The organism is Rhodanobacter denitrificans, assembly GCF_000230695.2.
Taxonomy (GTDB): Bacteria; Pseudomonadota; Gammaproteobacteria; order Xanthomonadales; family Rhodanobacteraceae; genus Rhodanobacter; species Rhodanobacter denitrificans.
Genome location: NC_020541.1, coordinates 2,164,246 through 2,190,137, shown reverse-complemented (window position 1 = coordinate 2,190,137; position 25,892 = coordinate 2,164,246). Strand labels below are relative to the sequence as shown.

General features: G+C 65.7%; 24 protein-coding genes. 11 read left to right on the top strand and 13 right to left on the bottom strand.

What is annotated here, in order from left to right:
* Nucleotides 1–49: 49 nt before the first annotated feature.
* Together R2APBS1_RS09965 and R2APBS1_RS09960 are read right to left on the bottom strand one after the other, a co-directional pair.
* Nucleotides 50–1,765, bottom strand: a complete 1,716-nt coding sequence (locus tag R2APBS1_RS09965) for a glycosyltransferase family 39 protein (RefSeq protein ID WP_015447885.1) — start codon at nucleotides 1,763–1,765, stop codon at nucleotides 50–52.
* Entirely contained in the window at nucleotides 1,762–2,781 is a 1,020-nt protein-coding gene (locus tag R2APBS1_RS09960; RefSeq protein WP_015447884.1) for a glycosyltransferase family 2 protein, read from the bottom strand. Before R2APBS1_RS09960 ends, R2APBS1_RS09965 begins: the two co-directional genes overlap by 4 nt.
* A gap of 278 nt (nucleotides 2,782–3,059) precedes the next feature.
* Between R2APBS1_RS09960 and R2APBS1_RS09955 the strand changes: the two genes are divergently transcribed.
* Nucleotides 3,060–6,164 (top strand): Tn3 family transposase, encoded by a 3,105-nt coding sequence (locus R2APBS1_RS09955; RefSeq protein ID WP_015447883.1) that lies wholly within the window; start codon nucleotides 3,060–3,062, stop codon nucleotides 6,162–6,164.
* Between the two features lie 563 nt (nucleotides 6,165–6,727).
* On the opposite strand, the gene R2APBS1_RS20105 is transcribed toward R2APBS1_RS09955, so the two are convergent.
* From R2APBS1_RS20105 to R2APBS1_RS09945, 3 genes are all read right to left on the bottom strand, one after another.
* The gene (locus tag R2APBS1_RS20105) at nucleotides 6,728–6,958 is read right to left on the bottom strand and encodes a hypothetical protein (protein WP_157769735.1); all 231 of its coding nucleotides are present in this window, start codon (nucleotides 6,956–6,958) and stop codon (nucleotides 6,728–6,730) included.
* A 188-nt stretch (nucleotides 6,959–7,146) separates the two neighbouring features.
* Nucleotides 7,147–7,833 (bottom strand): hypothetical protein, encoded by a 687-nt coding sequence (locus R2APBS1_RS09950; protein WP_015447882.1) that lies wholly within the window; start codon nucleotides 7,831–7,833, stop codon nucleotides 7,147–7,149.
* Entirely contained in the window at nucleotides 7,823–9,499 is a 1,677-nt protein-coding gene (locus R2APBS1_RS09945) for a DNA-binding protein (protein ID WP_041676756.1), read from the bottom strand. Before R2APBS1_RS09945 ends, R2APBS1_RS09950 begins: the two co-directional genes overlap by 11 nt.
* 287 nt (nucleotides 9,500–9,786) lie before the next feature.
* On the opposite strand from R2APBS1_RS09945, the gene R2APBS1_RS09940 reads away from it, so the two are divergent.
* The 8 genes from R2APBS1_RS09940 to R2APBS1_RS09910 all read left to right on the top strand — a co-directional run bounded on the left by R2APBS1_RS09940 (nucleotide 9,787) and on the right by R2APBS1_RS09910 (nucleotide 14,998).
* Nucleotides 9,787–10,149 carry a hypothetical protein gene (locus R2APBS1_RS09940; protein WP_015447880.1) on the top strand — a complete coding sequence of 121 codons (363 nt, stop codon included), beginning with the start codon at nucleotides 9,787–9,789 and terminating at the stop codon, nucleotides 10,147–10,149.
* Nucleotides 10,136–10,882 carry a hypothetical protein gene (locus tag R2APBS1_RS09935; RefSeq protein WP_015447879.1) on the top strand — a complete coding sequence of 249 codons (747 nt, stop codon included), beginning with the start codon at nucleotides 10,136–10,138 and terminating at the stop codon, nucleotides 10,880–10,882. Before R2APBS1_RS09940 ends, R2APBS1_RS09935 begins: the two co-directional genes overlap by 14 nt.
* A 31-nt stretch (nucleotides 10,883–10,913) precedes the next feature.
* Nucleotides 10,914–11,147, top strand: coding sequence for a hypothetical protein (locus R2APBS1_RS09930; RefSeq protein ID WP_015447878.1), 234 nt, complete (start codon nucleotides 10,914–10,916; stop codon nucleotides 11,145–11,147).
* A complete protein-coding gene (locus R2APBS1_RS20100; RefSeq protein WP_015447877.1) occupies nucleotides 11,144–11,320 on the top strand; it encodes a hypothetical protein in 177 nt (58 codons plus the stop codon). The genes R2APBS1_RS09930 and R2APBS1_RS20100 overlap by 4 nt, the downstream gene beginning before the upstream one ends.
* 1 nt (nucleotide 11,321) lies before the next feature.
* Nucleotides 11,322–11,822, top strand: coding sequence for a hypothetical protein (locus tag R2APBS1_RS09925; RefSeq protein ID WP_015447876.1), 501 nt, complete (start codon nucleotides 11,322–11,324; stop codon nucleotides 11,820–11,822).
* Between the two features lie 196 nt (nucleotides 11,823–12,018).
* The gene (locus R2APBS1_RS09920; protein WP_157769734.1) at nucleotides 12,019–13,128 is read left to right on the top strand and encodes a tyrosine-type recombinase/integrase; all 1,110 of its coding nucleotides are present in this window, start codon (nucleotides 12,019–12,021) and stop codon (nucleotides 13,126–13,128) included.
* Nucleotides 13,129–13,311: 183 nt separating this feature from the next.
* Nucleotides 13,312–14,319 carry a hypothetical protein gene (locus R2APBS1_RS19355; protein ID WP_015447874.1) on the top strand — a complete coding sequence of 336 codons (1,008 nt, stop codon included), beginning with the start codon at nucleotides 13,312–13,314 and terminating at the stop codon, nucleotides 14,317–14,319.
* 190 nt (nucleotides 14,320–14,509) lie between these two features.
* Nucleotides 14,510–14,998, top strand: a complete 489-nt coding sequence (locus R2APBS1_RS09910; RefSeq protein WP_157769733.1) for a hypothetical protein — start codon at nucleotides 14,510–14,512, stop codon at nucleotides 14,996–14,998.
* Between the two features lie 95 nt (nucleotides 14,999–15,093).
* Here the strand turns inward: R2APBS1_RS09910 and R2APBS1_RS09905 are convergent, their stop codons facing one another.
* Nucleotides 15,094–15,711 (bottom strand): hypothetical protein, encoded by a 618-nt coding sequence (locus tag R2APBS1_RS09905; RefSeq protein WP_015447872.1) that lies wholly within the window; start codon nucleotides 15,709–15,711, stop codon nucleotides 15,094–15,096.
* 273 nt (nucleotides 15,712–15,984) lie between these two features.
* Between R2APBS1_RS09905 and R2APBS1_RS09900 the strand changes: the two genes are divergently transcribed.
* A complete protein-coding gene (locus tag R2APBS1_RS09900) occupies nucleotides 15,985–16,347 on the top strand; it encodes a hemerythrin domain-containing protein (RefSeq protein WP_244868481.1) in 363 nt (120 codons plus the stop codon).
* Between the two features lie 174 nt (nucleotides 16,348–16,521).
* Nucleotides 16,522–17,613 carry a hypothetical protein gene (locus tag R2APBS1_RS09895; protein ID WP_015447870.1) on the top strand — a complete coding sequence of 364 codons (1,092 nt, stop codon included), beginning with the start codon at nucleotides 16,522–16,524 and terminating at the stop codon, nucleotides 17,611–17,613.
* Between the two features lie 294 nt (nucleotides 17,614–17,907).
* On the opposite strand, the gene R2APBS1_RS09890 is transcribed toward R2APBS1_RS09895, so the two are convergent.
* From R2APBS1_RS09890 to R2APBS1_RS09860, 7 genes are all read right to left on the bottom strand, one after another.
* Nucleotides 17,908–18,177, bottom strand: coding sequence for a hypothetical protein (locus tag R2APBS1_RS09890; protein WP_015447869.1), 270 nt, complete (start codon nucleotides 18,175–18,177; stop codon nucleotides 17,908–17,910).
* A 356-nt stretch (nucleotides 18,178–18,533) separates the two neighbouring features.
* Nucleotides 18,534–19,115 (bottom strand): hypothetical protein, encoded by a 582-nt coding sequence (locus R2APBS1_RS09885; RefSeq protein WP_015447868.1) that lies wholly within the window; start codon nucleotides 19,113–19,115, stop codon nucleotides 18,534–18,536.
* A gap of 117 nt (nucleotides 19,116–19,232) precedes the next feature.
* Nucleotides 19,233–20,291 carry a type IV pilus biogenesis protein PilM gene (pilM, locus tag R2APBS1_RS09880; RefSeq protein ID WP_015447867.1) on the bottom strand — a complete coding sequence of 353 codons (1,059 nt, stop codon included), beginning with the start codon at nucleotides 20,289–20,291 and terminating at the stop codon, nucleotides 19,233–19,235.
* A gap of 85 nt (nucleotides 20,292–20,376) precedes the next feature.
* Complete coding sequence (locus tag R2APBS1_RS09875) at nucleotides 20,377–23,253, bottom strand: autotransporter serine protease (RefSeq protein WP_015447866.1); 2,877 nt, start codon at nucleotides 23,251–23,253, stop codon at nucleotides 20,377–20,379.
* A 99-nt stretch (nucleotides 23,254–23,352) separates the two neighbouring features.
* Nucleotides 23,353–23,787, bottom strand: a complete 435-nt coding sequence (locus R2APBS1_RS09870; protein WP_015447865.1) for a lytic transglycosylase domain-containing protein — start codon at nucleotides 23,785–23,787, stop codon at nucleotides 23,353–23,355.
* Between the two features lie 44 nt (nucleotides 23,788–23,831).
* Nucleotides 23,832–25,274 (bottom strand): shufflon system plasmid conjugative transfer pilus tip adhesin PilV, encoded by a 1,443-nt coding sequence (pilV, locus tag R2APBS1_RS09865; protein ID WP_015447864.1) that lies wholly within the window; start codon nucleotides 25,272–25,274, stop codon nucleotides 23,832–23,834.
* 79 nt (nucleotides 25,275–25,353) lie between these two features.
* A complete protein-coding gene (locus tag R2APBS1_RS09860; RefSeq protein ID WP_015447863.1) occupies nucleotides 25,354–25,887 on the bottom strand; it encodes a type 4 pilus major pilin in 534 nt (177 codons plus the stop codon).
* Nucleotides 25,888–25,892 lie beyond the last annotated feature (5 nt).

Genomic DNA, 25,892 nt, shown 5'->3' with positions numbered 1-25,892 from the left:
GCGACATACGCCTTCGGGCAACTGCCATCACGCATCATCGGTGTCCCCCTCATGGCATCGCCCGTGGGGGTGGTGCCGTTTCGTGTCGGCTGATAATGACACCGGTCGCTTCGCGGCCCAGCTCACGAAACGGCAGCCCCTCGCTCCGCAGTTGTCCCACCAGGTTGTCCGCGACCAGGGCGATCGCATCATTGCTGGAGCGCCAGCGCTGTTCGAACGTGGCGAGGTCGGCGATGTAGCCGTCCGGCCGCGACGCCAAGCCGGGCGTCAGATCATCGGAATTTTGGTCGACCACGGTGATGGGGCGCCCAAGGTAAAACGGCAACCCTCGTAAATACGCATTCACCGTGAATACCTCGGTGTGCGGCCCGAGCTCGGGCTGGATGAGACGAGCGACGGGTGCGGCGGAGCGCATGTCGACGAAGGGCTGCGATGCCACCAGCGAAAGCTGCCATCCGATCAGGGTGGCCAAGGCAAGCCCATGAATGGCGGTGCGGCGACGGTCACGATGCAAGGCCCACGTACCCACCATCGCGGCGACCGCCATCAGCAACAAGGCCAACGACACCCCGCTCAACACGTCCTCCAATACCTGTTTCGGAATCGCCGTGCGTGCAGCGAGCATGACCACGATGGCTATCGCAGCGCTGAGGGTCGCCAGAGTGGCGATCAACCAAAAACGGCGCGCCAGGGCCTGCAGCGGCAGAACCGTGGCCGCGCGTCCCAGCAACAGCGCCAAGGCAGGAAACACCGGCAGAATGTAGAACGGTAGCTGGGAATGCGAGGCCGAAAAGAACACGAAGACCACGCTCACCCAGACCAACAGGAAGCGTTGTGCGGGTTGGCTGGCACCGATAGCACGCCACCCGGTCCTGTTCCATGGCAACAGCAACGTCCAGGGAAACATGCCGAGGATCACGACGGGGAGAAAGAACCCAAAGACCTTGGAGCGACCGTCGGCCGAGGTCAAGAACCGCGTGAAATGCTCCCGGATGAAGAAATAGTCGAAGAAATCCGGATGCAGGCGGCATATCAAAATGAACCACGGCGCGCACAGCACCAGCAGCACCAGTACACCGGGCACGAGGGACACGCGCCGCAGTACCCCCCAGTCACGCTGCCACAGCATGAAGATGCCCAGGATCATGCCGGGAAACACCACGCCGATCAGTCCTTTGGAAAGCACCGCCAGGGCCAGCGCTGCCCACATCAGCAGGTTCAGTCGTGTGCGCAGATGCCGCGCGGTCGGATCGAACTGCGCCACCAGAAAACACGCCATGCCCACCGCGAGAAACGCCGTGACCCCCATATCCAGCGTGTTGATATGCGCGGCGAAAGCGAACAGTAACGAACTTCCGAGTATGGCGGCCGCGTAACCGCCTGCTTCACGACCGAATAGCCGCGCACCGGCCCAGCCGATCGCCACGATCGCCAGCAATCCGGTGAGCGCGCACCACAGGCGTGCGCTCCACGGATGCGCCCCGAAGAGCGCATAGGCGGTCGCGCTGGCCCAGTAATGCAAGGGCGGCTTATCGAAGAAGTTGAAACCATCCAGGCGGGGCGTGATCCAGTCGCCGCGGGTCAACATCTCGTAGGCGACTTCTGCATACCGCCCTTCATCCGGTTCGCCAAGCGAGCGGCCTGCCAGTCCGTAAAACCAGGCCGCGAGCCACCCGATCCCCAGCAACAAGGCGGCCCCGCTGAATCGCGCGTACCAGGCACCCGCGGTGCGAGCGTCATTTTGAACCGTGTGCTTGACGCTCATCGAGGATCCTTGATGGGGAGCGATGCGGCGACCACCGATGGCGGTGTGTCGGTGCCGCGTGGCGAGGGCATCGCCAGCACCTGACACGCCGCCTCGATCAGATAGATCGGCCGCTGTTTGACTTCCGCGTATACACGGCCGAGATATTCGCCGAGCACGCCCAATGCCAGCAGTTGCAGACCGCCCAGCACCAGAACCACCACCATCAGTGAGGGATAACCCTTGACCGGATCACCCCACAGCACCGCCTTGATAAAGACCCCTGCGCCATAGCTGAAGGCGCACACCGACGTCGCAACACCCACGGCCGTGGCCAGTCGCAGCGGCAGAATGGAAAACGACGTGATGCCTTCCACCGCCAGATTGAACAGCCGCCAGTAGTTCCATTTGGTGCGACCTGCTTGGCGAGGGCTGCGCTGGTACATCACCGCCGTATGGGGATAGCCGATCCAGCCGAACAGGCCCTTCATGAAACGTTGGCGCTCACGCAACTGGCGCAGCGCGGCCACCGCACGCGCCGACATCAGGCGGAAATCACCAGTATCGTGCGGCACGTTGAACGCCGCCATGCGCGCCATCAAACGGTAGAAGAGATGTGCCGTCGCTCGCTTGAACCAGCTCTCGCCTTCACGGTGTTCGCGAGTGGCGTAAACCACGTCGTAGCCAGCGCGCCAGCGCGCCAGCAGTTCAGGAATAAGTTCGGGCGGATCTTGCAGATCGGCATCAATGATGACGATGGCATCGGCCTCATCCGTCACGGCGTCGAGACCCGCGGTCAGTGCGGCTTCCTTGCCGAAGTTGCGGCTCAAGCGCAGCGCGCCGATGCGCGGGTCTTGGCCCATCAGCCGGTTGAGTACGAGCCATGTGCCATCGCGACTTCCGTCATCGACATAGATCACCCGCGCATCGAGCGCCATCCCATCGAGCACGCCGACAAGACGCGCATGAAACAGGGGGAGCACTTCCGCTTCGTTGTACGCGGGCACCACAACGGTGAGACGGACGGATGGGGCCACGAATATCCCTGCGCGCTATGACATCGTCGGCACAGTAATGAGCAACCCGCGCGTCCCCACTCAACGACTTCTCAATTATTCGTTAAGCGTGCTCTGGACAATTGAATCTGAAACGACCGGCCAGCGGGTCGTGTGGACGACGACGATTGACTGATCGCCTGGCACATTCACACCGGGTATCGTCACCACCTCGTTCTTGACTCTATGCTGGCACTGACGAAGCAGCGATAACGAAGCTCCTGGTCGCTGCAAAAGAACAAACTCTCCGGGCAATTTGAATGACGTCGGCCTCTGATTCTCACCGTCTGAACATCCTCACTTCTGAAGAGGTTGAAGACCTGTATGGACTGCCCAAATTTACCGACGACGACCGGAACCTTTACTTCGACCTAAGCCCAGCGGAAAAGGCCGCTGTCGACGCACGCACTCCTGCCGTCGGCCTGTATTTGGCATTGGAGTTGGGCTACTTCAAGGCCAAGCGACAGTTCTTCACCTTCGAGCAGGGCGCCGTGGCCAATGACCTGTGCTACCTGCTCGGGCAGTATTTTCCGGGCCAGACCGTCGAATCGATCAAGGCGCCATCCAGGCCCACGCGCGGTGCCATCCAGCAAACCGTTCTCGACCTATTTGGGTACCGCGTGTGCGACAACGTCGCCAAGACGGAGCTGGAGCAAAAAGCCCAGCGAATCGCAACACTGTCGACCCAACCGCTGTACATCCGGCGTGAGTCACTGCAGCACCTGAGCAACGAACGGATCGTGGCGCTGCAGTACACGACGATGCAGGACATGGTGGGACGGGTGGTGACGCACGAACGCCATCGCGTCACCCGCCTACTCGAACAGGCGATGACCCCAGCGGTCGAGCGAAGTCTCGACGACTTGCTGCGGGCCGACGAACAGATGTATCGGATCAGTGCGCTCAAGCGTGAACCGAAGGACTTCAGCTACAAGGAGCTCAAGCGCGAAGTCGAACGGCGAAAATTCTTCCAGCCGCTGCACGAGTTCGCCCAGAGCTTTCTCGTCGCGGCCGGCTTGTCCAACGAGAGCGGCAAGTACTATGCGTCGCTGGTCAAGTTCTACACGGTCTACAAACTGCAGCGCATGCCCAAGGGCACGACGCGCCTGTACCTGCTCTGTTTCGCTTTCCATCGCTTCCGACAGATCAACGACAACCTCATCGAGGCGTTCATTCATCTGGTCGACCAGTATGAAAAGCAGTCCAAACACGCCGCCGAGGCGGCGATGCAGCAGACGCTGGTGGACGCCAGCGAACACTTGCAGGCGGCGGGCGAGGTGCTTCGCCTGTTCATCGACAAGTCCATCGCCGTCGACAGCCCGTTCGCCACCGTCCAGAAGAAAGCCTTTGAACTGCTGAAGCCGGAGCGCTTTGCGGCAGTGGCCGACTACCTGCGCAATGTCGCTTTCGACAAGACTGCCTTCCAGTGGTCCTACTACACCACAACGCTGTCGCACCGATTCAAGCGCAACCTTCGGCACATGTTCTGCGAACTGGACTTCGCCGGCCGGGTGGAGGATGCGCCGCTACTGGATGCGGTCACGTTCCTGCAGGAGCTGTTGCGCGCGGGCAAGTCGCCGCGACAGACCCAACCGTCACTATTTCCCACGGCGATGATTCCGAAGAGCCTGCAGCGCCACCTCTTTGCCGAGACTGACGAGGCAGGCGATGCGAAGGATCAGGGCAAGCGGTTGGAAGTCGATCGTTATGAGTTCCTCGTCTATCGGCTGTTACGGAACGCGCTGGAAGCCGGAGACCTGTTCGTCAAGGACAGCAACGAATTTCGTCGCTTCGAAGATGACCTGATTAGCGACATGCGCTGGGAGCAGCGCGAAACAGTCCTACAGGAGATTGGTGTACCGCTCCTGATGGCCCCCATCGAGGACACGTTGAGCACGTTCCGTGAGGCGCTGGAAACCCGGTTTGCGCAAGTGAACCAGCGTATTATCGACTCCGCCAACAAACACATCAAAGTCACCGGCCGTGCCGAGAAACGACGGTGGAAGCTGATCTACCCGACGCCTGAAGAACCCGTCAGCGGCTCGTTCTATAGCCAGTTACCCGGCACCGGCATAGCCGACCTGTTGAGATTCGTTGCGGGAGCGACGGGCTTCCTGGGGGCCTTTACCCATGTGCTCGATCGCTATGTCAAGCATGCCCCCGATGCCCGCGAAATCCTGGCTTGCGTGGTCGCGCTTGGTACCAACATGGGCTTGTGGAAGATGGCGGAAGTTTCGGGCCTGAGCTTTTCGTCATTACAGGGCACCGCACGCAACTATCTGCGGCTGGAAACCCTACGGGCCGCCAACGATGCCATCACGAATGCCATTGCGACCTTGCCGGCGTTCCATCTGTACGACATCCGCGACGAGATGCATTCCAGCAGTGACGGGCAGCGCATCGAAACTCAGATCGATACCATCAATGCCCGATACTCGCCGAAGTATTTCGGGTTGCAGAAAGGCGTGAGCGCGTACACGCTGGTGGCCAACCACGTACCGATCAACGCCCGTATCATCGGCACGCACGAGCACGAGAGTCACTACGTTTTCGACCTGCTGTACAACAACACGTCCGATATCAAGCCGGAACGACATTCGACCGATACGCACGGTACCAACCAAGTCAATTTCTGGATCTTGCGCACCTTCGGATATGGCTTCGCGCCGCGGTACCGCGATCTGCACAAGAAGATGCAAACTCTGGTCGCCTTCGAGCATCCCAGTCATTACGCCGACATGTTTATCAAGCCGGCACGCAAGGTCTACGACGAACTCATCGTGAAGGAGTGGCCCAACATCCAGCGCATCATGGCCTCACTGGCGCAGAAGGATGTGACTCAGGCCACCATCGTCCGCAAGTTGAGCAGCTACGCCCGCCAGAACCAGACCAAGAAGGCCCTGTGGGAACTCGACAACATCTGCCGCACGCTGTACATCCTCGACTTCATCGACGACGTGGATTTGCGGCAAAGCGTGCAAAAAGCGCTGAACCGAGGGGAGGCGTATCACCGGTTCCGCAAAGCGGTCGCCTACGTCAACGGCGGCAAGTTCCGAGTTCACACCGAAGCCGAACAGCAAATCTGGAACGAGTGCTCGCGCCTGATTGCCAATGCGATCATCTTCTACAACACGGCACTACTGTCTAAGGTATATGCACAGAAGGTGGCCGCTGGCGACCAGGAGGCTATCGCCATCTTACGAGGAATCTCCCCGGTAGCTTGGCAACATATCAACTTGTTTGGCACGTTCGAATTCAACGAAACTACCACCAAGGTCGACATTGATGCGCTTGCCGCCAGATACGCCGATCCAGACTACTGGAGCAAGGCCTTGAAGGAGATGCAAGAAGTGCCTCTCGGCTGATTTTACATTTTTGGGGGTTGGGCAAAATTAGCCAACCAGAGGCGGTGGGGCCGTCTCCGATGCGCCGCGTTCTGCCGGAGGCTCGGCTCCCTTGGCAGCTGGCGCACGAACGGTCGTGAGGAGTTCGCGGGCGCGTGCGAATACGGCCTCGTTTTCCTGGTAGGCACGGTCTGATCGCTCCCGGGATGCCGGGCTAGGCTTCCAAATGGCATGGACGAACCATCGCGTCCTCCCCGGCTCGGCCGGGGCCAGGGGTACCCCGTTCTGCCAAATGCGGGTGGCGATGAGCGGGTATCTTCGCGCCGCGATGCTTGGTAGGGCGTTTGCAACGTCAAGCCACCGGCTGGATCGTGCAACGTCGTCGGGGAGGGACGCGCGAAGCGACATATCCACCGGCAGCCATGTCAAGTCGCCCTCGTTATACATCGCGACGAACGCGGCTCTCGCAGCCTCCTGGATCGCATGCGCCCTACCTTCCAGGGTGCCGTGATCGTGGGAGGACACCTCAACGAATGGAACGGACATTTTTTGGGAATCCGGATTCGAGTGTGGTCAACCACACGTCAGCGTGATAGAGATCGGTCAGCACGGCAGCCTTCCCAAATGCGCTGGCTATCTTCCGTGTCCACCTCGTCGTATCCGACGATGCGGCCTAGAAGCGGCGGGTCCCGCGCCAGAAAGCCCGCTGCTTCCTCGTCTGATACAGGTCTTTTCAGCGCAATACCCATGCACTCCTTCACCCGCTCGAACAGCTCCTGCCGGACGAAAAACCGGCCAATTCGACGCTCATCCACGGCTCAACTCCTTAAAAACTAATCAGCTGATAAACCGGATTTCATTGTGGTGAAACACAGCCAAATCCGGATGACCGATTTTGTCGTCCCATGCTCACTTGAACGTTCCGCTGACCGCGATGCAAGAGACGGGCCGTCCGCCGTCGGGTAACGCACTGCTCTTGCGTGGCGTAACGGGAGCGTGGCGGTCAGTCCAGCGAATGCGATGTGAGCGCTGCAAATTGTCGGCCCGTGACAACGACGAGGGCCGACGGATCGCGCTGCAGCGCCAGAGGTATCGAATAGAGCCGCCCGGTGAGTTCGACGTCGTCCGTCACCACGTACACGAACGCGTGTTCCTCTGCGGCGTGCGCAAGGTGCGCGCGGGCCTCTCGCACCAGGACGTCGTCCAGATAGGTCTCCCGGCGACCGGACGAGGCATCCAGGAACCGGATGACCTGACGCTGGGTGCCGGCGGTCAACCAACGACTCGCGGCCGAAGCCTTCGACTGCTGTTCGGGCGTGCCCGCCTTCCGCAGCTTCTGGATTTCCTCGCGTTGCGCGGCGCCGATGGTGATGTGGGCGCCACGTGCCGCCAACGCCTCCAGGAAGCGATCCAAGGCGCCGAGATAGCCGCTCTCCATCAGGATGTTGGTGTCGATCGCGAACATCGCGCCCTGCTGGATCCGCGCTATCAGTTCGGCCAGGGACGGCCCCGGCGGAGGCGCCGCGGTGCCGGCGGCGGACGCCTTCGCCTTCTTGCTGCCGGTCACGTCAATGCCCATCGCTGACAGAACCAATCCACCGACGAACACGGGGACGGCCGCGATGCCGGCGACAACGTAGGCCACCTGCCGCCCGGTAATGAACCCGGGTCGCTTGTTCTCACTGCTCATCGGTACCGCTCGCTATGCTGGGAGTGGGTGCGTCCGTCAAGCGGCCAAGAAGCGCGGCCAGTCGCTCGCGCTCCTCTTGTGCCGCCTGCCGTTCCGCCAAGGCGACCGCGAGAGCCTCCCGCTTCTCGTCGAATGCGGACTGCAGGGCACCCATCTTGCGGGTGACCGTATCGCACTGCAAACGAGCGCTGTCGAGGGCGTCGACGGTTTGCTGGTGGGAGGCCTGCCAGCGCGCCTCGGCGGCCGCTTGGGCCGTGGCCAGACGGCGCTCGGCAGCCTCGCGCTCGGCGGCGGCGTCGCGGCCGGCCTGGGCGAGGCGGTCGGCGAGGTCCTGGCGCGCGGCTTGGAGGCTGTCGCGTTCGCTTTCGAGACGCGCAATCGTCTGCAACTGAGCGCGCTCGCTGGCCGCCAGCGCGGCCCGCTCCTCGCGGAGCTGGTCGAGTTCGGCTGCGGTGCGTGCCGCCACGTCGGCCTGCTGCATGCGCGCCGCGGCGGCTTCCGCCTCGAGCCGATGAATGAGCGCCTCGTGGCCCGCGGCGATGTCGCGCGCCTCCTGACGCTCGCGGATGGCCTCGGCGAGTTGGGCTTCGAGGTGGCTGACGTAGCGAGTACGTTCCTTCTCGACGGTGGCCAACTCCTCGCGTTCCTTCACCAGGGCGCTCTGGTCGGCGGCGAGGGCCGCCTCGCGGGCCGCGGCGGCGGCCTCGCGCTCAGCGAGCGCGGCGCGCTGGGGCGCGAGCGCGGCTTCGGCCTCCGCGCGGACCGCAGCGCGCAGCTGATCGAGCAGGGTCAGGAACGCTGGGGGCACATCGTGCACGGGCACGGCCTCGGCCCCGGGCAGCAAGCCCTCGGACACGGCGCGGCTGTAGAAAGACTTGAGCAGCGGGTGCAGGGTCGACGCGGAGCCGCGGCCGAGCACACGGGTCAGCATCGCCACGGTCGGCTGCAGGCCGATCGCGATCGCGGCGCGGGCGATCGCGTCAACGTCCCCCTGAGTGGCCTTCGCGCCTTGGCGTGCGGCGCCGGCGGTGGCGCGGTGGCGCGCCAGCGCCTCCACGAGCGTGTCGAAGAGCGCCGGATCGTCGAGGCCTTCGGCCGTGGTGCGCGGCGGCGGTGTGCCGAGGGTCCGGCCGACCCATCGCACCAGAGCTGGGAAATCGAACCAGACTTCGTCCGGCGCCGCGAGAATGCCGGTCTCGACCGCGCTGCCGTGTTTGGCCAGCACCAGGCCGCCGGCGACCCATCGCGGGCGTTGCCCCGCGCCGTCGGCCTCCTGCAGGTAAGCGGGCGCGGGCAACTTCTGACCCGGCGGTGCGGTGACGGGGTCGGCAACGGTGAGCACGAAGACGCCGTCCGCCGGCGACGCCGGGCACGGCAGGTAGGTCAGCGCGGCGGGGGTAAGCCAGACCTGCCCACTCACGGTCGGGAAGGCCACGACGGATCGGCCGGCGGGCGTAGTCTCCGGCGTGAAGTGCACCATCCCGAAGCGCTCCACGTCCACCTGCTCCCGCGCCCGCGGAGCAGCCGACGCGGACGCGTTTAGGCGTCCTGTCAGCGCCACCACCGATTGGCCGGTGTCGCCGAATGCGCAGAGCGCCACCAGCAGTTCATCGCCAGTCCAGGTCCGTCGGGCGCCCGGCTGGCCATTGGTGAGCTGGTCGATCAACGCAAGCCACGCGGCGCGTGCCTGAGCGTCTCTGTCGGCGCCGTTGCGGCGGGAACGGGGCGAAGGGGGCATGAAATCGGCACTCGAGTGCGGCTGACGGCCGCGTTGGGCCGCATCATGCGCGCCGCGCCGATCCGCTGTCAATAACGCTGAAAAGCACTGCATTACTGGCGTACAGCTAACGCCTTCGAGAGATATGTATCATGCATAGACAATGGCCCTTGTTGCAGCATGATAAATAGGGCGTACACTCGGCGTGCCGGATGGGCCGGGCGCGGGAGGAAACCATGGAAAGTGTGCCGAGGGCGGTACGAGACCGCGTGGCGGTCGAAGCGGCAGCGCTGCACTACGTGCTCGAGTTGGCGCTGGCGCATCCGACGTTGCGGGCCGAGTACGACCGCCTCGCCGGGACGGCGCTGGCGACGCGCCGCTCGCCGCTGGAGCGCGCGATCGACGTGGCCAGCGGCCGCGACGATGCCGAACTGCAGGGTTTCCTGACGTTCGCCAAGGATGTCCTGTGGGATCGCGCCCCGGACGCTACTCGCGAGGCAATTCGTGCGCAAGTGCGCGCGGCGCTCGCCGGCGGCACCGGAGAAACCGTCGGGCCGGCTCCTGGCCGGGTGAAGGAGTCGCCCCGTGGTGCCCACTGAGCCGCGCGCCATCCTGCACACCGCGCGCACGTTTGCGCGAGACCACCTGGTGCCGTGCGCCCGCGACCTCCTCACGTGGCGGACCACCGGCGTGCTCCCCGCCGGGCGGCTGCGCGACCTCGGCGAGATCTTCCGCCCGCTCAGCGATCACGACGCCCTGCAGCTGGCTGAGCGCGCGGTCGAACGCGCCGCGCTCGAGTATGTTGTCGCTGGCGTCGCGAGCCCGCCGTCCACTCTGCCGGCGACGCCGCACCCCATCGACCCCGAGGGCGCCGGCCGGGCGGGGCGCGTAGCCGACCAGCAATTGGCGCGCTCCCGCCCCGAGCCGGGCGACCCGGCGTCGGCCCGGCTCCCCGCCCCGACCCTTCACCGCGTCGATTGGAACGTCCAGCGGATCACGCTCGCAGCCGCCACGCTGGCGCTGGTGCAGCGCCTCAGTAACGACCGCTGGCAGCTGCAGAGTCCCGAGGGTGCCGCGCTGGCCGAACCAAGCTTCGCCGCGCCGAAGGAGGCGTTGCGCTACTTCAACGGGCCGCTGGCCCTGGCCGAGGGGATCAGCGGCGCCTGGCACTACCACCTGTCGCGGGCGCCGAAGGCGGTGCTGGCCCTGTGCGGCGCCCGCACCATGGCCACCGCCGTGCCGCTGGCGGCGTGGGGCACGCGGTCGCATCTCAACGAACGCTACTGCGCGCGCTGCGCCGCGCTGGGCGGTCTGGCCGAAGCGAAGGCGTAGGACCGGAAAGACTGATCGTGAGGAGACCGCGATGGCAACCCTGAAAAATCTGCAACCCGGCCAGGTGCTCTACACCGAAGTGCGCCGCCGCCGAGGCCACACGGCGCTGCGGGAGACCGCCACCTTCCGGGTGACGGTCGTCTCGGTCGACATGGAGGCGCGCCGCGTACTGGCCAGTTGGAACGGCAACCCGCCGAAGAGCTTCCGCGAGACCGACGTCAAGCGCTGGCTGGTCAAACCCCGTTGGAGAGAGGACACCCCATGACGAAGACGCCCTTCACCCCGGTGCGCGACGAAACCACCACCTACCGGGGCCGCACCGGCCTGCTGGCCGGCCGCGGCCGTGTGGGGGAGTGCAACTGCCTCAACCAGACGCACGCCCAACGCACCGCGGAGCGCCAGCTGGCCAGCCTCACCGTGAACCCGGAGCACGCCTGAGATGGCCCACCCGAGCGGAACCCATGTCGTCGGCCCCTGCCCCTACTGCGGTCAGCGCTACACGCTGACCAACTACATGCGCCGCTTTCACGATCCGGCCAGCGACGGCGCGGGCCGCTTTCTCACGGACACCCACCTCATCGCGTGCTTCCGGAAACGTACGGTCGCCCCGACCCGGCGGTTGCGCGACGGCGGCACGGTGCCGGAGCTGACCGACCCCGTCACCCTGTCCCTCACGACTCGCGCGCCAGGCAAGTGGCTCGCCGTCGACCGCGAGACCGGCGAAGTCTGGCGCGGCGCGCCCGACGGCTGGCAGCGCGCCGAAGCCGGCGACACCGCGGCCCTGCTGAGCGTCGGCGCCACCCCGGCGAGCGACGTGCTGGCCGCCGCTGCCGCGTGGCGCGACGCCGAGCAAGCGGCATCGCCCGTGCCCTCGGACAAGCGCGCGGCCGAGGCCCGTCTGCGAGCGGCCATCGACAGCTGGAGCGCTCTCCATGACTGAGCCGCCCGAGCCGCGCCGCCGCGGGCGGCCGCCCGAACCGCGCGCCCCAAAGGAGCCGCGCTACCCGCCCTTACCCTGGGCTGCCGAGCGTGCCCAGCTCAGGGCGCGGGCACGGCATAGCCCACCCATCGCGCTGCTGCTGGGATCCCCAGAACAAGCGGCCGTGCCCGGTGGCTCCGACCTGGTGCCACGTACGGTGGACCAGCTGCGCCTGGAGCTGACCGCCGATCAGGTGAAGGCGACCCGGGCGGACCGGGATCACCGCGAGCGCTTCGACTACGAGGTCCATGCGGCCAACAGCGCGCGCGGCCTGGCCTCCGACTGGCTCAACTGGCTGGCCTTCTGCCTCCACTTCGATCGCGTGGTGCTGCCGTCGGCGTTCGACGACGTCGCCGACTTCATCGACATCCTGATCGCCGCCGGACGCCGGAAGGCCACGCTACAGCACCACCTGTGGTCGATTACCCACATGAACTGGCGCTGCCATTGCCCCGATCCAATGGACGGCAAGAACGCCCAACTGTGGTGGCGCGATCGCGTGCGGAGAAAACTCTCCGGCGAACAGAAGCAGGCCAAGCCGTTCGGCTTCGGCGCGGTCGAGCAAGCCACGGCGTGGTTACGCGATCCTGAGCGGCCGCGACCGGGCCGACGCGCGAAGGCAAAGGACCGCGAGGTGGTTGATGCCGCCCAGCGCCGCCGCGACCTGCGCGACGCCGCGCTGATCAACACCGCCTACGACCTCATGATGCGCTCGGCTGAGCTGGTGTCGGCCGAGTGGGACCGTATCACGGTGGAGCCGAACGGCAGCGGCACCTACCGCTTCGGCAAGACGAAGACCGATCAGGAGGGAATTGGCCTCATCCGCTACCTTCGCCCCGAGACCGTGCAGGACCTCGCGGCGTGGCGCGCCGTCGCTGGGCCGTCGCCGTTCGTATTCCACGCGGTGCGCGAGCACGACGCGGACCACGAGCCTCGGCCTGTACCGGATGCCATCACCGACGCCGCGGACCGCGAGCGCGTACGCTGGCCACCGCTGACCACCCAGGAAGTTGGCGTGATCTTCCGCCGCGCGGCGCGCCTGGCGGGCGTCTCCGTGGCGCACCTGAGCGGGCACTCGACGCGGGTCGGCGGTGCCCAGGACATGGTCGAGGCCGGCGCCACCGACGCCGAAGTGCAGCAGGCAGGACGGTGGAAAGACCCGCGGATGCCGGCGAAGTACGCCGCTCACCCCGAAGCACGGCGAGCCGGCGAGCGCCGCTTCCGGAAGCTGCAGCGGCTGCGGCCTGCCGAGGACCCCGATCGCTGAGGCGACCCGGCGGCAGTACCGCCATCCCGGTCCGAATACCGCAGTATCAGTACGCCCCGCGACGGGGACCAACGATTCCTAACTGGGCGTTACACACGCCGCCTCCAATGCTGTATAAGTAAGATAACATGCATCAGCATCCTAATCTCGCTGAGCACAGAACGCCGGAGCCGGAGAAAGCAGATGACGTCCACCCATGAAAACCTCGCCGTCTTGGAGGTCCGGGCGCCAGGTGGCCCTCCGACCTATGATTCCCTCTCGCTGGGCGCCTTGGAGCGGGTCACACGGGAGCACCGGCCAAGCCATGGTGCGGTGTTGCGGTTGTTCCGGGCCAACACCGCCAGCCGCGGCCTCACGAAGGAAGTGATCGCCTCTCTCGACCGTGACGCGCGCGAGCTCTTCGAGTTGGATACGCGCACGGGAGCGCTTCAGGTCCTCAAGGAGTCGTGGGAAAGCGAACCGACCCATGCGCCTCTATGGTTCGCCTTCCACAAGAACTCACGGCCCTTGACCCGCCTGTCCGCCGACGACGTGGCGGCGGCCGCGGCGCGGTTCGCCTCGGCCGAGCCTCTAGCGATCCACTCGTTCATCGTCGAATTGCAGCGCGGTGCCGGTGCAGCCTCACTCGGCGCCACCTTGGACGAGCTGAGGAAGGCGATCACCAGCAGCACCGAGGTCCTCTTCATCACGTCGCACGCGCCAACCAACGCTCTATTGGCGGCGCCGGCCACCAACCACGAGACACCCGACCCAGCGGCGGCCGCGGCCGCTCGTCGGGACGAACTGCTCAATCTGGGCTGGCCGACGTCCGAGCAGGTGAGTCGCGCCAACCACAGCACCGCAGACAACCGGTCGCAATGGGCCGCCGTCAGGCGCGCAGCCGGCGAGTTGCTGGGCGTCTGGTCCGTCCGCGACCGCACCTATCGCCATCCGACCTTCCAGTTCAAGGACGGCATGATTCGGCCGCAGGTGAAAGAGTTGCTGGCCGCGCTCGCCGCGATCCCAGGCTTCAATGCCACCGATGACGCCAAGGGTTGGCGGCGCGCGTTCTGGCTCTACGGAGCCAGGGGAGCGTTGGCCGACAAGGACGGCTGCATGCGAACGCCGGCGGAGGTATTCGAGACCGATCCGGCAGCGGTGATTGCCTTGGCCGAGTCGGATGCCAAGGTGGATCCGAATGCACATTGGTGAGGCCGACTGGCTACTCGACACGGTTGCCTTCGACCCCATGCTGCCCGGACTCTATGCCCGGGTTCATCCCGCGACCATTGGCTCCCCGCCTATCCCTGTAGACCCACGAAGCGCTAACCCGCGGTCAACGGCCCGCCTGGCACTAGGCCCCCACCTCGTGCCGGGCGCGCCTCCCCTGGGCATGGTGTTCTTGGCGACCACGCCGGCTGGCGCGCTGTTCGAGGCGTTGTTGCGCGACGCTGAATGGCATGGTGCCAAGACCCTGAGCCTGCCGCTCTACCGCTTGGCGGGCCAGCGCCTGTCTCTGCTGCGCCTGCGTGAGGAACTGGCGGTGATTCCCCTGGCGCTCCCGGACCGGGGGCGCGTTATCACGACGCCGTGGCGCGCGTCCCGGTGCGCCGAACTCACCAGCACGCCAGACCATTCCGACACGCACGTCGCGGCAGCCGCGTTGTACGAGCAGGTGACCGCCACCGGCGCCATCCACACGGGCCTGACCTGGGCGTCGGTGCAGCACGCTGGCGCGCGCGTCTACCTGCTCTATCAGCCGCCCTTCGACCGCGGCCAGTGGGACGTCGAGGAAACCGTTGCACTCGACACGCCGGAGGGCGCGCGGCGCATTGCCGCCTGGCTCGCCGGCGCGGGATACACATGGCTTGACGATCCCGGCCGGGAGTGACCGACGAGGCTCTGAGTGGCCTCAAAGCGTTCGCCAGTGGTCCGTGCGCGCTCGTGATGCAAGTGGGGACAGCAGCTGTCCCCACCTAGGTCGGTTTACATCGACCAACCGTCGTTCATGAGCACCATGGTGGCCTGCGCCTTCTGGTGCGGCTCAAGCAGTTGGTTGAGGCTGGGGAAGGCGGCGCGAACGGCCGGATCGTTGGCCCACTCCGGAACATCGACAACGGTGTAGGTGTAGGTCGCCGCGGACATGGTCTGACCCAGACCGTCGGACGGCTCGCTGAACTGCACCACCTCATCGACGCGACGGTGCCCCACGCAGAAAGATACGCTGCCGGGCCTGACCAGCGATTGCTTGCCCTTTTCGGTCAGAGCGTACGCCGTGCCAGTCTCCGGCTCATGCCCCGACGAGGGGATCTGTGCAGGCTTGGCGGTGAGTAATCCTGCCTTTGCCAGCGCGTCGAATGCTGCGCGCGCCGCGGTGTTGGGCTGTAGAGCGTAATTCGTGTCGCGGACGATCACCGGGTAGCCGTGATCGGTGCCTTTGACCCCTGTCAGCTGGCCAAAGCCGAAGCTCAACGGCGTGCAGTCTTCCGCGAAGTGCTTGTTGATGGCCCCTTCGAAGTTGCTCTTGCTTGCATCCTTGGCGGAGCCACACGCAGCCAGCACCGCGGTGGATAGAATGGCGAGAGCGAGTTTGAGTACCTTCATGTTTCGTCCTGTCGTGGTTGAGAGACACCACTACCCGGTAGCGGCTGGCGGTCCCCAAACTTAACGGCGATTCTGATGGCCAACCTACAGCGCCGGCGGCATCAGCGGTTTCAAAGCGCGCACCGTCTGGTCCGTGCATGCGCATGCGGCAAGTCGCTCCTGCCCCCTGACCTGCATCAGTGCCCGCTGCGGTCCTCACTACCACACTGCGGCCTCCCCACAACCGGAAGCCCCATGAAGCTCACTGCCCTCTTGCGCGATCAGCACGTGCGAATGCACCGCCTGCTCGCCGAAGTTCAGCAGCTGGGCATCCGCAAGGAGGCCGGCCGAGAACGGCTGCGCCAGCTGCGCGCGCTGATCGTCGAACACCTGCGCCACGAAGACGCAGAGTTCTACCCGGCGCTGCAACGCAACGCCGCCACGCAAGAGCTGGCGCACACCTACGCCAACGAAATGCGGCAACTGTCGGCAGAGATCCTCGGCTTCTTCGACACCTGGCAGCATGGTGGCGACACCTTGGCCTTTGGACGCCACTACGGACGCCTGCTGGGCCTTCTCAACCGTCGCTGGGCTGGCGAGGAAATCCGCTTGTACCCGGCCTACGACCAGCACTGTCGGCGATCCGACGCCGCGTGAACGGCCGCCCGTTGAGACACCCGGTGCCTGCACCCATGGCCTTGCCGGCCGCCAGCGACGCGCTATTCTCCGTGCAGCGTCCGCGCACGGTTGCGCTGACGCCGCACCATTAGAGGCTCGCCTCCCGGCGAGCGCCCGGTTTCACGGCCCATCTGGCGAGTCTGGTCACACGCGATGAAACCGGTTGCTTCCTACCTGCGCCAACATCCAGCCCTCGAAGAGGTGGTGGCCACGTGCCAGCCCACACGCAACCATTCGGCCTTGCTCGACCACCTCCGCCGCGAGCCCGCCCTGGCCGCTGCGCGCCTCGCCACGACGCGCGGCGACACGTGGCTGCACCGCCGCAAGGTGTTCGGCGCCGACGGTACGCTGGTCGCCGACGATCACGAGGCGTGGCTGGCCGAACAAGTGGCACGCGATGGCGGCAACGTGCGGGCGACGTGCGCTCGGCTCGACAACGCCGGCTACCGCCTCAGCCAGTGCAAGATCACGACGCTCTACGTCGTCGCCGCCGGCCACAGCGGCACACCGTCCGACTTTCTGCAGATCGAAGTGGATCTCGAGGAGGAGGTCCTCGATCGCGAACTGCGGCCCGGTGGCGCCTGGCGCATGCCGCGCACGCTCGACGAGCTCCAGCGAGAGGCCGACCAGGGCCTCGAACTCCCGCTTGCCCAACGCCTGCCGGTGCGGCCGCGCGCCTACCGGCTGCGCCGCATCGTCGACGTGGAGGCCTGGCTGCAGGTGGCCGACGCGATGGAAGACGCGAGGCGCGAGGCGATCTGTGGGCGGCGCTATCGCGTGACCTCGTCGGAAACGCCCGGCGCGACGATCCAGACCCCGGACGAGCTGTTTCCCGGATGGGACCGCTTCCCCGCCAAGCATCGGCGCTTCTTCCGAGACTGGCGGCGCTCCAGCGCGGCCCCGCACCGGCTGTGCGACCAGTGGGTGCTCAAGCTCACCGACTGGACAGATCCACGCGATGGGCGCCGCAGCCTCGACATGGTCCCCATGTGGGTCTTCAGCCGCCCGCTGGCCAAGGTCAACGCGGCCAAAGGCAGCGACTACGAGTTCTACGGCACGCTGGAAAAGCTGGATCGGCGCACGGGCGTCACCTTCGGCTGGTTCTTCTACATGCTGCACGGCAACCGGGTCGAGGCCGATGCCGGCCGGCGTGTCATCCGCGCGGCGGAAGCCGGAACGATCGTCATGCCCGAGTGCGACTACCGCGTGCTCAAGGACTGGGAAGCCGAGCCTTACGGCTTCTGAGGCTGACGCGCGCCCTCGCAAGCACTGAGACAGGCCGGTGGGAGCATCGCGCAGGTTCTCCTCTAGCTCGACTGCGCATGACAAAAACCGCTTCAAACCTGGAAGGCGACTGGGTCGTCGTGCTCTGGACGAACGGCGTGCCGGCGGAAGTTTGTCGGCGGCCGACATGGAACGCGGCAAACACGGAGCGAACCGAACGCGCCGCGTCGGCGGGCGGTCGGCTGACGATCGAGGACGCCTCCAGCTGGGCACGTTACCGTCCTACACCCGCCGGCTAAGTTGCCGCGCGGAAGCTCAGGTACCGATGTCTCGATACCTCGCCAGCGCCCGCAGCTCGTCCACTAAGTGACCGTCCGCGCCGAACTCGCCTGCTTCACTGCAGAACTCGCTGAACGCCGCCCCACACGCCTGGCACCCGCACTCACCGGCGCAGCGATCAGCGCAACGATCCGTGCATACGCACGGCAGCGCTGTATCGGGCGCCGTCTCCGGCGCGCTCAGGTCCGGGAAATACCCATCGGTGTAGGGATAGCGGCGAAGCCCCGCGGCAGTCGGCTTGGTCATGCTTCAATTCCCGTGAGAGGCGGTGAAGGGGCGATGGTATCTGGCGCGGCAGGTCGCCGCCGCGATCACGCCGCAGCGATCAGAACATGCCCGCCAATGTCTCGCCAGCCCGATCCGTGGCCGCGACCGTATTGTCGCAACTCAGCCACGGAGCAGGCGCCGCGCCACCATCCATCAAACCTCTCGCCCTCCAACGGGTGCAAGGCAAGCTTGTGCGCGGCTCTCGCGTGCGATCCCGTGACGCCACGAACAATACCTGCGTACTCAAGCTGGCGATCGAGCACCGCAGCGACGCCGTGCTTCCTTGACGGACAATTCCGCGTGGCTATTGACTCGCCGGTCAATGCCCGTGTGGATCACGCTGCACTTGAACGCAATGGTGCATCTGAGATCACTTGCCAGCGGTTCACAAAAGCGGTCGCCAAGGCAGCGTTGTCGTCCGGCGACAAACGACTCGACCACGTGTGGGCCTGGCCAAGCATGCACTCCCCGAGACGGCGCAGTCGCTCCTCGCCGTCTTCCACAGCGTGCTGGCGCCAGTCGTCTTCCAAGTAGGCGTACATGGCCTTATGCCTCGGGCTGCGGGATACGTTGTACGCCACGCACTCCTCCGTCTCGCGCGCAGGACGCTGCGCCACGCGCGTGGCCACCACCAGTTCCAAGCTCGACTCCGCGGTGATCTGAAACTTCCGCATGAGCCGGGCCACTTCCTCGGTAAAGTCCATGGAACTCAGGTAGCCGTAGAAATCATTGTGGGTCTCGCCCACTTCAAGGATTTCACCGCCGTGCAAAAACAGCAGCTGCGACTCGCTCTCCTGGATCCAGACGATCGGCCTGGTGAACTCCACTCGCTGTGTCTCACCGCCGACCAAAATGAACTGCGTGAAGGTCTCGATGCTTCGGCGAACCGCCGGGCAGGACGTATAGAACGTGCTCATGCTGTTTGGCTCCGATTCACGCATTGGGCAGTGCGACGCGCCCTGATACGGCATCGCACCTGAAATGAAAAAGCCCAAGCGGCCACGGTTGGGCCGCCTGGGTAGGCTTGGGGCCGATCAGGGGTTGCAGTTCTTCTGCGTAATGGTGACGCCCGCGGAATACGGTGCTAGCGCTCCAACTACCCAGTCCTGCTTCAGCGGCGACGTTGAATCGAAGGCGATGTTGAACGTGCCCCCTCCAACGTTGAAGTCCTGGTTGTACGAACAGTCATCGCCGATCGTTGTGTTGTCCGTGTTCAAGCGGGTGCACGTGAGCGACAGCGATTGAGTAGCCCCATTGAAAGCGATCGTGAAGTGGTAGCTTCCGGTCGCCGTACCGCGGGCGGTGGTGGTGCCCCTAAAGTAGTTGACCGCGCCACCATAAAAATTCGCAGCCCCGACGCCGGAATAGATCGCGCTGGGGGTGACGGTGTAGGGCATGCCGCCTGTCGCGTAGCAGGCCGAAGGGTCGTCCGCCTTGATGTACGGCGGCGGTGGCGGCGGCGGCGGTGGAAGCGGTGGCGCAGCCGGCGGCAGTGGCGTACTCGGATTCCAGCCAACGTAGGCGCCTGTCGGATTACCGTACGACGAAGGACCACCGATTGCGGCGCCAGTAGTTAATGCAGCCAACGACGCCGGTGCGCCTCTCGCTGGCGGCGTCTGCGCCGACGAGGGCCCCACGGCCCTAGCCACGAGAACCATGCTCCCGTTCGGAATCGCCGCCGGAACGCCGGACGCTACGACAGTGCCGGTGGCGTCGAGGATGGCCCCACTCGCCTGCTTGATGCCGGCCAGGACGTTGCGCGTGTGAGTAGCCACATCGCGCAGGCTGGCGCTGGGAGCCACCGGCCCATTCGGAGCCAGATAAACGTACGCGCTCCCCTGCGAGACATACGCGGTCAGCCCGGGCTGCGGCACGTAGTACGGCGGCGCCGACAGCGCGGCCGGGGATTCCACTCCGGTGACGGACGGATTCTTGGCAGCATAGTGGGATGCGAGATTGCCGAGCATCATGGCATTTGCGCCATATGCTTGGGTATCGGCGTTCGCGGTTACGGAGTGCTGGTTACTCAGGTATACGCCCGAAATGCCGAGCATCATCACGACGAGCAGACCCACAAGAAATTTCAGTGCCATAACGGCGCTCTCCACAACACATCAATGGGTCCTGGTGAAATTGGTGGCGCCGACCCCTGCCCGGGCCGACGCCACCGCCCAACTCCTAGAAGCGATACCGCACGCCTGCGCTCACAGCGGCCGCCTTGGTGCCGTGGCCAGCCACCTGACCGTCCACGTTGCCGAACCACGACCAGCCGTTGCCGCGATCGGCAGCGATGCCGATGCCAACCCATCCGCTGTTGCTCGGCGCGTTGACGCCCTCCAACGTGAAGGTGGCATCCGGGGCGCCCGCGTAGGCCGCGGTGAAGCCGAGGGACTGGCCACTGAACAGGTGCTTCCACAGGGCATAGCCCTGCACGCTGATCTGTCCATCGTCGGAGGACCACACGCGGCCGAGCCGGGCGCCCAGGATGCCGGCGGTTTGGTCGAAGGTGTGCGCGCCGGCAGCGATGCCGAAGCCACCCGCGCCCTGCTCGTCGATCGCGCCACGGCGCAGGCGTGCCGCGTCGATACCGACGAAGGGCGTGACATCGAATGAGCCGTGCAAGGCATAGCCAGCCTCGGCGTAGGCCGCGGTCAGGTGGTCCTGCCGGTCACTCTGGATCGCAGCACTCTGCGTACCGAGCAGGCCCCAGCGGTTGACGTCTGCCCGCACCCAGTCCCGCCCGATACGGCCGGCAAGGTACGCGGTGCCCGTGTCATAGCGACCGTAGAGCGAGACGCCCTCGCTGCGCGTGCTGCTGCTGCCAGCACCCAGCGTGTAGGTCGACGCCACGCGGTTCCAGGTCAGCGCCGCGCCCGCGGTGAACTGGTCACCGAGCGTCGTATCGTAGCCGGCGATGGCGCCACCGCCGTCGTAGCTGCCCGTCGCATACCCGCTGCGCGCGATGTCGCCGCTCACGCCAGTGCCCTGCACCCATGCCCCGCTCCCGCCGCCGTGCGCGTCCTGCAGACGATTGGCCAGGGTACGGTTGACGATGCCCGCCTGCGCGAAGGTGAGAGCCTGCGACGATGCGAGGATCTGGCCGGACAGGCTGTTGATCGAGGCGACAGCTTCGGGCGTCGAAGCCGCATGGAGGAACTCATTGGCCGCCGCAAGGAACGCCGCGTGGCCGGACGGATCGTTGACCGCCCACTCGTCCGCCTGCTGCAGCGCGCCCTCGATGTGCTGGGCGGTCTGCTGCGTGGTAGCCAGCGCCGGCATGTACTGCGTGGCGACACTGGCGATCGAGGTTCGCGACAGCGCGACATCAGCTTCCGTCGCCGTGTAGGACAGCGTGCCGCCCAGGTAGACGCTTCCGGTCAAGGCCAGCTTGCCGAACGTGCCGGTAAGCACGCTGGCCTGCACCAGCGGCTCCACGCTCTTGGGCGTGTAGGTGGACGGCACAGTGGCCGTCACCACGGACCCATTGAGCGTGGCCGTGCCCGCAACCTGTAGGGGCGTGCCGATCGTGATGGCGGTGTTGCCCGTCGCCGCCGGCGAATAGTTGCCGCCGATCGCCAGCGCGCCGCCCGCGGTGCTGACCGTTCCGCTGTTGGTGACGTTGGCATGGATGACGCCAGCACCGGCGAGAGTGCCGCCAGCGTTGACGGTCACATCCGAGGCCAGCGAGCCATCAACCGACAGCGTGCCGCCATTGATCACGGTGCCACCCGAGTAGGTGTCGGCACCGGACAAGGTGAGCGAGCCGGCGCCGTCGAGCTGCAGGCTGCCGGTGCCGCTGATCGCGTTGGAGAAGGTGGCGGACGTGCCCGAGGGCACGGTGGCGTCGAACACGCCCCAGTCGAACTTGCCCGGACCATGGACCGCCGCCGCGGCGTCGACCAGGCCGTAGCCGAACAGAGCCGGATCACCCAGTGCGGTGGCCGTACCCAGCAGGGTTTCCTGCACGTTGTTGGCCGTCATCCACGGGAACCGCTGCCACACCAGCGCGGCCACGCCCGACACGACCGCCGCGGATGCCGACGTGCCGTTGCCTGCGCCCGTCTTGAACTCCGTGTTGGCCACCGGCGTGAAAGTGTCGTAGCCAGGCGCGGCAAGGCACCAGGCGGCAGCAACGCCGCAAGCGTTGGACGCATCACCCGTGGGCGTGGCCAGGCCCGTAACGTGCCCGTTGCCGTCCAGCGCGACGTTGACCACGGCCAGCCAACCCTTTTGCAGCGTGGGCACGTAGTACGGCAGGCCCGCTTCGATGCTGGGCTGCGAATGTCCATCGTTGCCGGCGGCAAACACCATCAAGCCGCCCCCGCTGATGATCGGGCCGAGGTTCTGCGCGTCCCACTGCACGGTGCTGTCGGATGCCGTGACGCTGGTGATCGCCGTCGTCGAACCATAGGAGTTGTTGAACAGGCGCACGCCCTGGGCCATCAGGTCGTTCAGTGCGGCGGGAACGAGGGTGCTCTGGAACGTGCCGGTGGCATCGCCCACACGGGCGATGTAGAGACTGGACTGCGGCGCAACGCCGCCCTCGAACGGATACGCCGTCGTGCCAGTCGAAGCGTTGATGACACCGTTCGGGTTGGCGACGCCACCGAGGATCTCGGCGATCGACGTGCCGTGGCCGTTCGGATCGGTCGGCGTGGTGTTGCTCGGCGTCACATAGTCCTTGAACCAACTGATGCGGTTGGTCAGACCGGCGTTCGTGGCGTCCGCACCGGTATCCAGGATGCCGACCTTCACGCCCTGACCCTGATTGCTCGTCGCCGTGCCGCCGACCGCCCATGCTCTGACGACATTGGCCGGGGTGAGCTGGTTGCACTGGATGCCTGCGTAGCTCGCGCAGTCCGTCGACGGCGTCGGGCCGGGAGCGGGGGCCGGTGCGGGCGCAGGGGCCGGCGCAGGAGCCGGAGCCGGCGGCGGAGGCGGGGGGGTCGGCCGAACGTTGCTGCCGCCACCGCCACCGCCGCACGCGCTCAGCGCGGCGGACAGGGCGGTGGCCAAAGCAACGGTGAGGAGACGACGATTGGGCAGGATCGACATGAATAGCTCCATGCAGGTTGAGGTAAATCGAGGCTTACACGAACGCACATTCGCGCAAGGGGCTCGGCGGATGCCGGGAAAACAAGGTTCTGCAGCGGCTCACCGACCGTCCGCCAGCTGTTTCAGGCGGCGCCAGATGCGCCACTGGTAGTCGATGGACAAAGAGGGTGTGTGGGAGTGGTACTGGCCGATGCCCGACCACAAGGAGCCTGACGCGACCATCTCGCGCTTGAGAAGCCACGTACCGATATAGATGTTGAGGCAGCCGTCGTTGAGCAGCGCGGCGCGGGAAATGCCATACCGCGACAGCTCGCTCAGGTGCGAGGAATTGATCTGCATGGGACCGATGTCGTACGTGCCGTTGCGGTTCGTCGACACCTGACCGACTCGACCGCCTTCCTGACGCATGACCGCCAGAATCACGGCCGGATGCACGCGGTAATGCTGCGCCGCTCCCGCGACGCATTCGTTTGCGGAGTGTTGCGCATGTGCAGGCGCACCCATCAGGCACGCCAGGACCAGCACGCCGCCCATGGCAGTACGGACTCCCCATCCGGCCATTATCGAACCAATGGCCATTACTTGGCGCATACCGCGTACGCAGCCCAGCAGGAATTGCCTTCGGCACCGCCTCCGCCGTAAACCGCCCACGCATTGCCGGCGGGTCTGCTTTGCTCCGGCGCCGCCGCATCAGCACCGGTACCGCCGGGCGCCCATCTGGTCAGCCAATGACCGCCGCCCGTGATCTTGTAGCCAGCCGGACACGACGCGACGGCGTACTGGCCAGTGCCACCGCAAGAAGATGTTGGCGACGCCACCTGGGTGGTATCAACAACACCGGCAAGCATGCTCCAGACACCGCCTTTGCATTGCATCATGCCAGTGCCATCGGCAGCCTGACCCATGACGCCGTTGGGCGCGCACCCCCAACCGGCGTTGGCCTTCCCGTCGATCTGCAGATATTCCCTCGCATCGACGCGGCCATTGGCGACCACGGTGCCGGCTTGAACTTGCCCGCCTGTGTAGAAATTCTTGTCGTTGTAGATGCGAACCCACGAGGCGTCCGACATGTAGATGCCGCCGCCGTAGGACTGGCTGTACCAGCCCGAGTTGCCATTCGTGCGGTACCAGCCGTTCGCGACAAACTCGCCGGTGTTGGTGATGTAGGCACCGAGTCCGCCTCCGGAGCCGATGCCGATCGCGCCCTCGGCGTATAGATCCCATGTGTGCACACCACCCCACCAGCCGCCGGGCAGGCCCGAGTTGGGCGACATGCCGGCCGCGCCGATTTGCGCGTTGGCCTGCAGCGTATTGACGTTGGTGATGTTGTTTGCCCCCATGTTGAGGGTTGTGGACATCGTGTTGTCGCCGGGAGACCCAGCGTCCGCGACCCGGTGCAGAGCAAGGTCGACATTGGTCTGAGCGGACTGCTGCGTAAAGAAGATGGCGTCAACCACGTGGCCGGCGCCGGGATTGAGGCCGTAGTTCGCCAGCGTGACCTGCCAGCCGGCGTTGCCCTGCGCAACCCCGGGCCCGGGCGTATCGTTTGCCGCCGCGGCGATGAAGCCGCCAGCCCCGCCGTCGGCTGTGATCATCTGCGCAACCTGGCGGACGGTCCCGCCATCCATCGCCTGGCCACCCAGAGACACGATGATCGGTAGCAGATTGCCGCCCGCGTCCTTGATGACAACCAGCTGGAATGTCTGGCCGTAGTAGTTGTTCGTGCCCGTGTTCGCGGGCAGATAGGAGCTGGCGATCAGCGTAGGAATCGTCGCCACGAATGGCGTGGTTGGCCCGGTGACGGCCTTGATACTCGCCTCGTTGGCGATGGTGTAGCGCATGCCGGCATCGGCAATTGCGCGCATCTCTCGTGCGACTTGCGTCGAGATGACGGTCTTCGTTTGGTCCATCTGCCAGCGCACGAGGCCGACGACCACGATCGACATGATCACCAGCGCGATGGAGAGTTCCACCAGCGAAAAGCCGGAGACTTGGCGGTGGCGAAGGTAGCGCGTGGTCATGGGCAGCCAGCTCGGAAAGGGTGAAGACGGCTCGGTCTAGGAGAACGGTCCAAGCGCCGAAGCGCCTGGACCGGGCTGGTCAGTCGGGAACACTGAACGAGATGGTCTGCGCACCGGTGCCGCAGGCCGAGGCCGCTGCAGCCGTGGTGATGACGCCGTTGGTGTAGGCCACCGCGGTGGACCCCACCGTCACGGTCATGGAGGTGTCGCCGGCGGAGACGCCGGTCACCACCGCCTGACACGCATCGCCCGAGACGGCGTTGTCGGTCACCAGCAGCGTCGGGCCGTTGCCCACGACGGTGATGGCATTGCCCCACTGGTTGGACAGCGTGCCACCGGTGTTGTTGATGGCGCCCGGCACCTGGTTCGCGTTGATCAGGATTGGCACCAAGTTGGTGTTCGCGCCGTACGTGCCGCCCGACTTGAACTTCTTGGCATTCTGGATGATGGTCGAAACGGCCGACACCTCATTCGACGCCTTGTTCGCCGACGACGTCGAGCCGGCGGACCGCATGACGATGATGATCAGGACGGCGACGATGGCGATGACGATCGCCAGCTCGACCAGGTTGAAGCCGCCCTGCAGACGGCGCGTGATCTTGCTGTGGTTCATGGAAA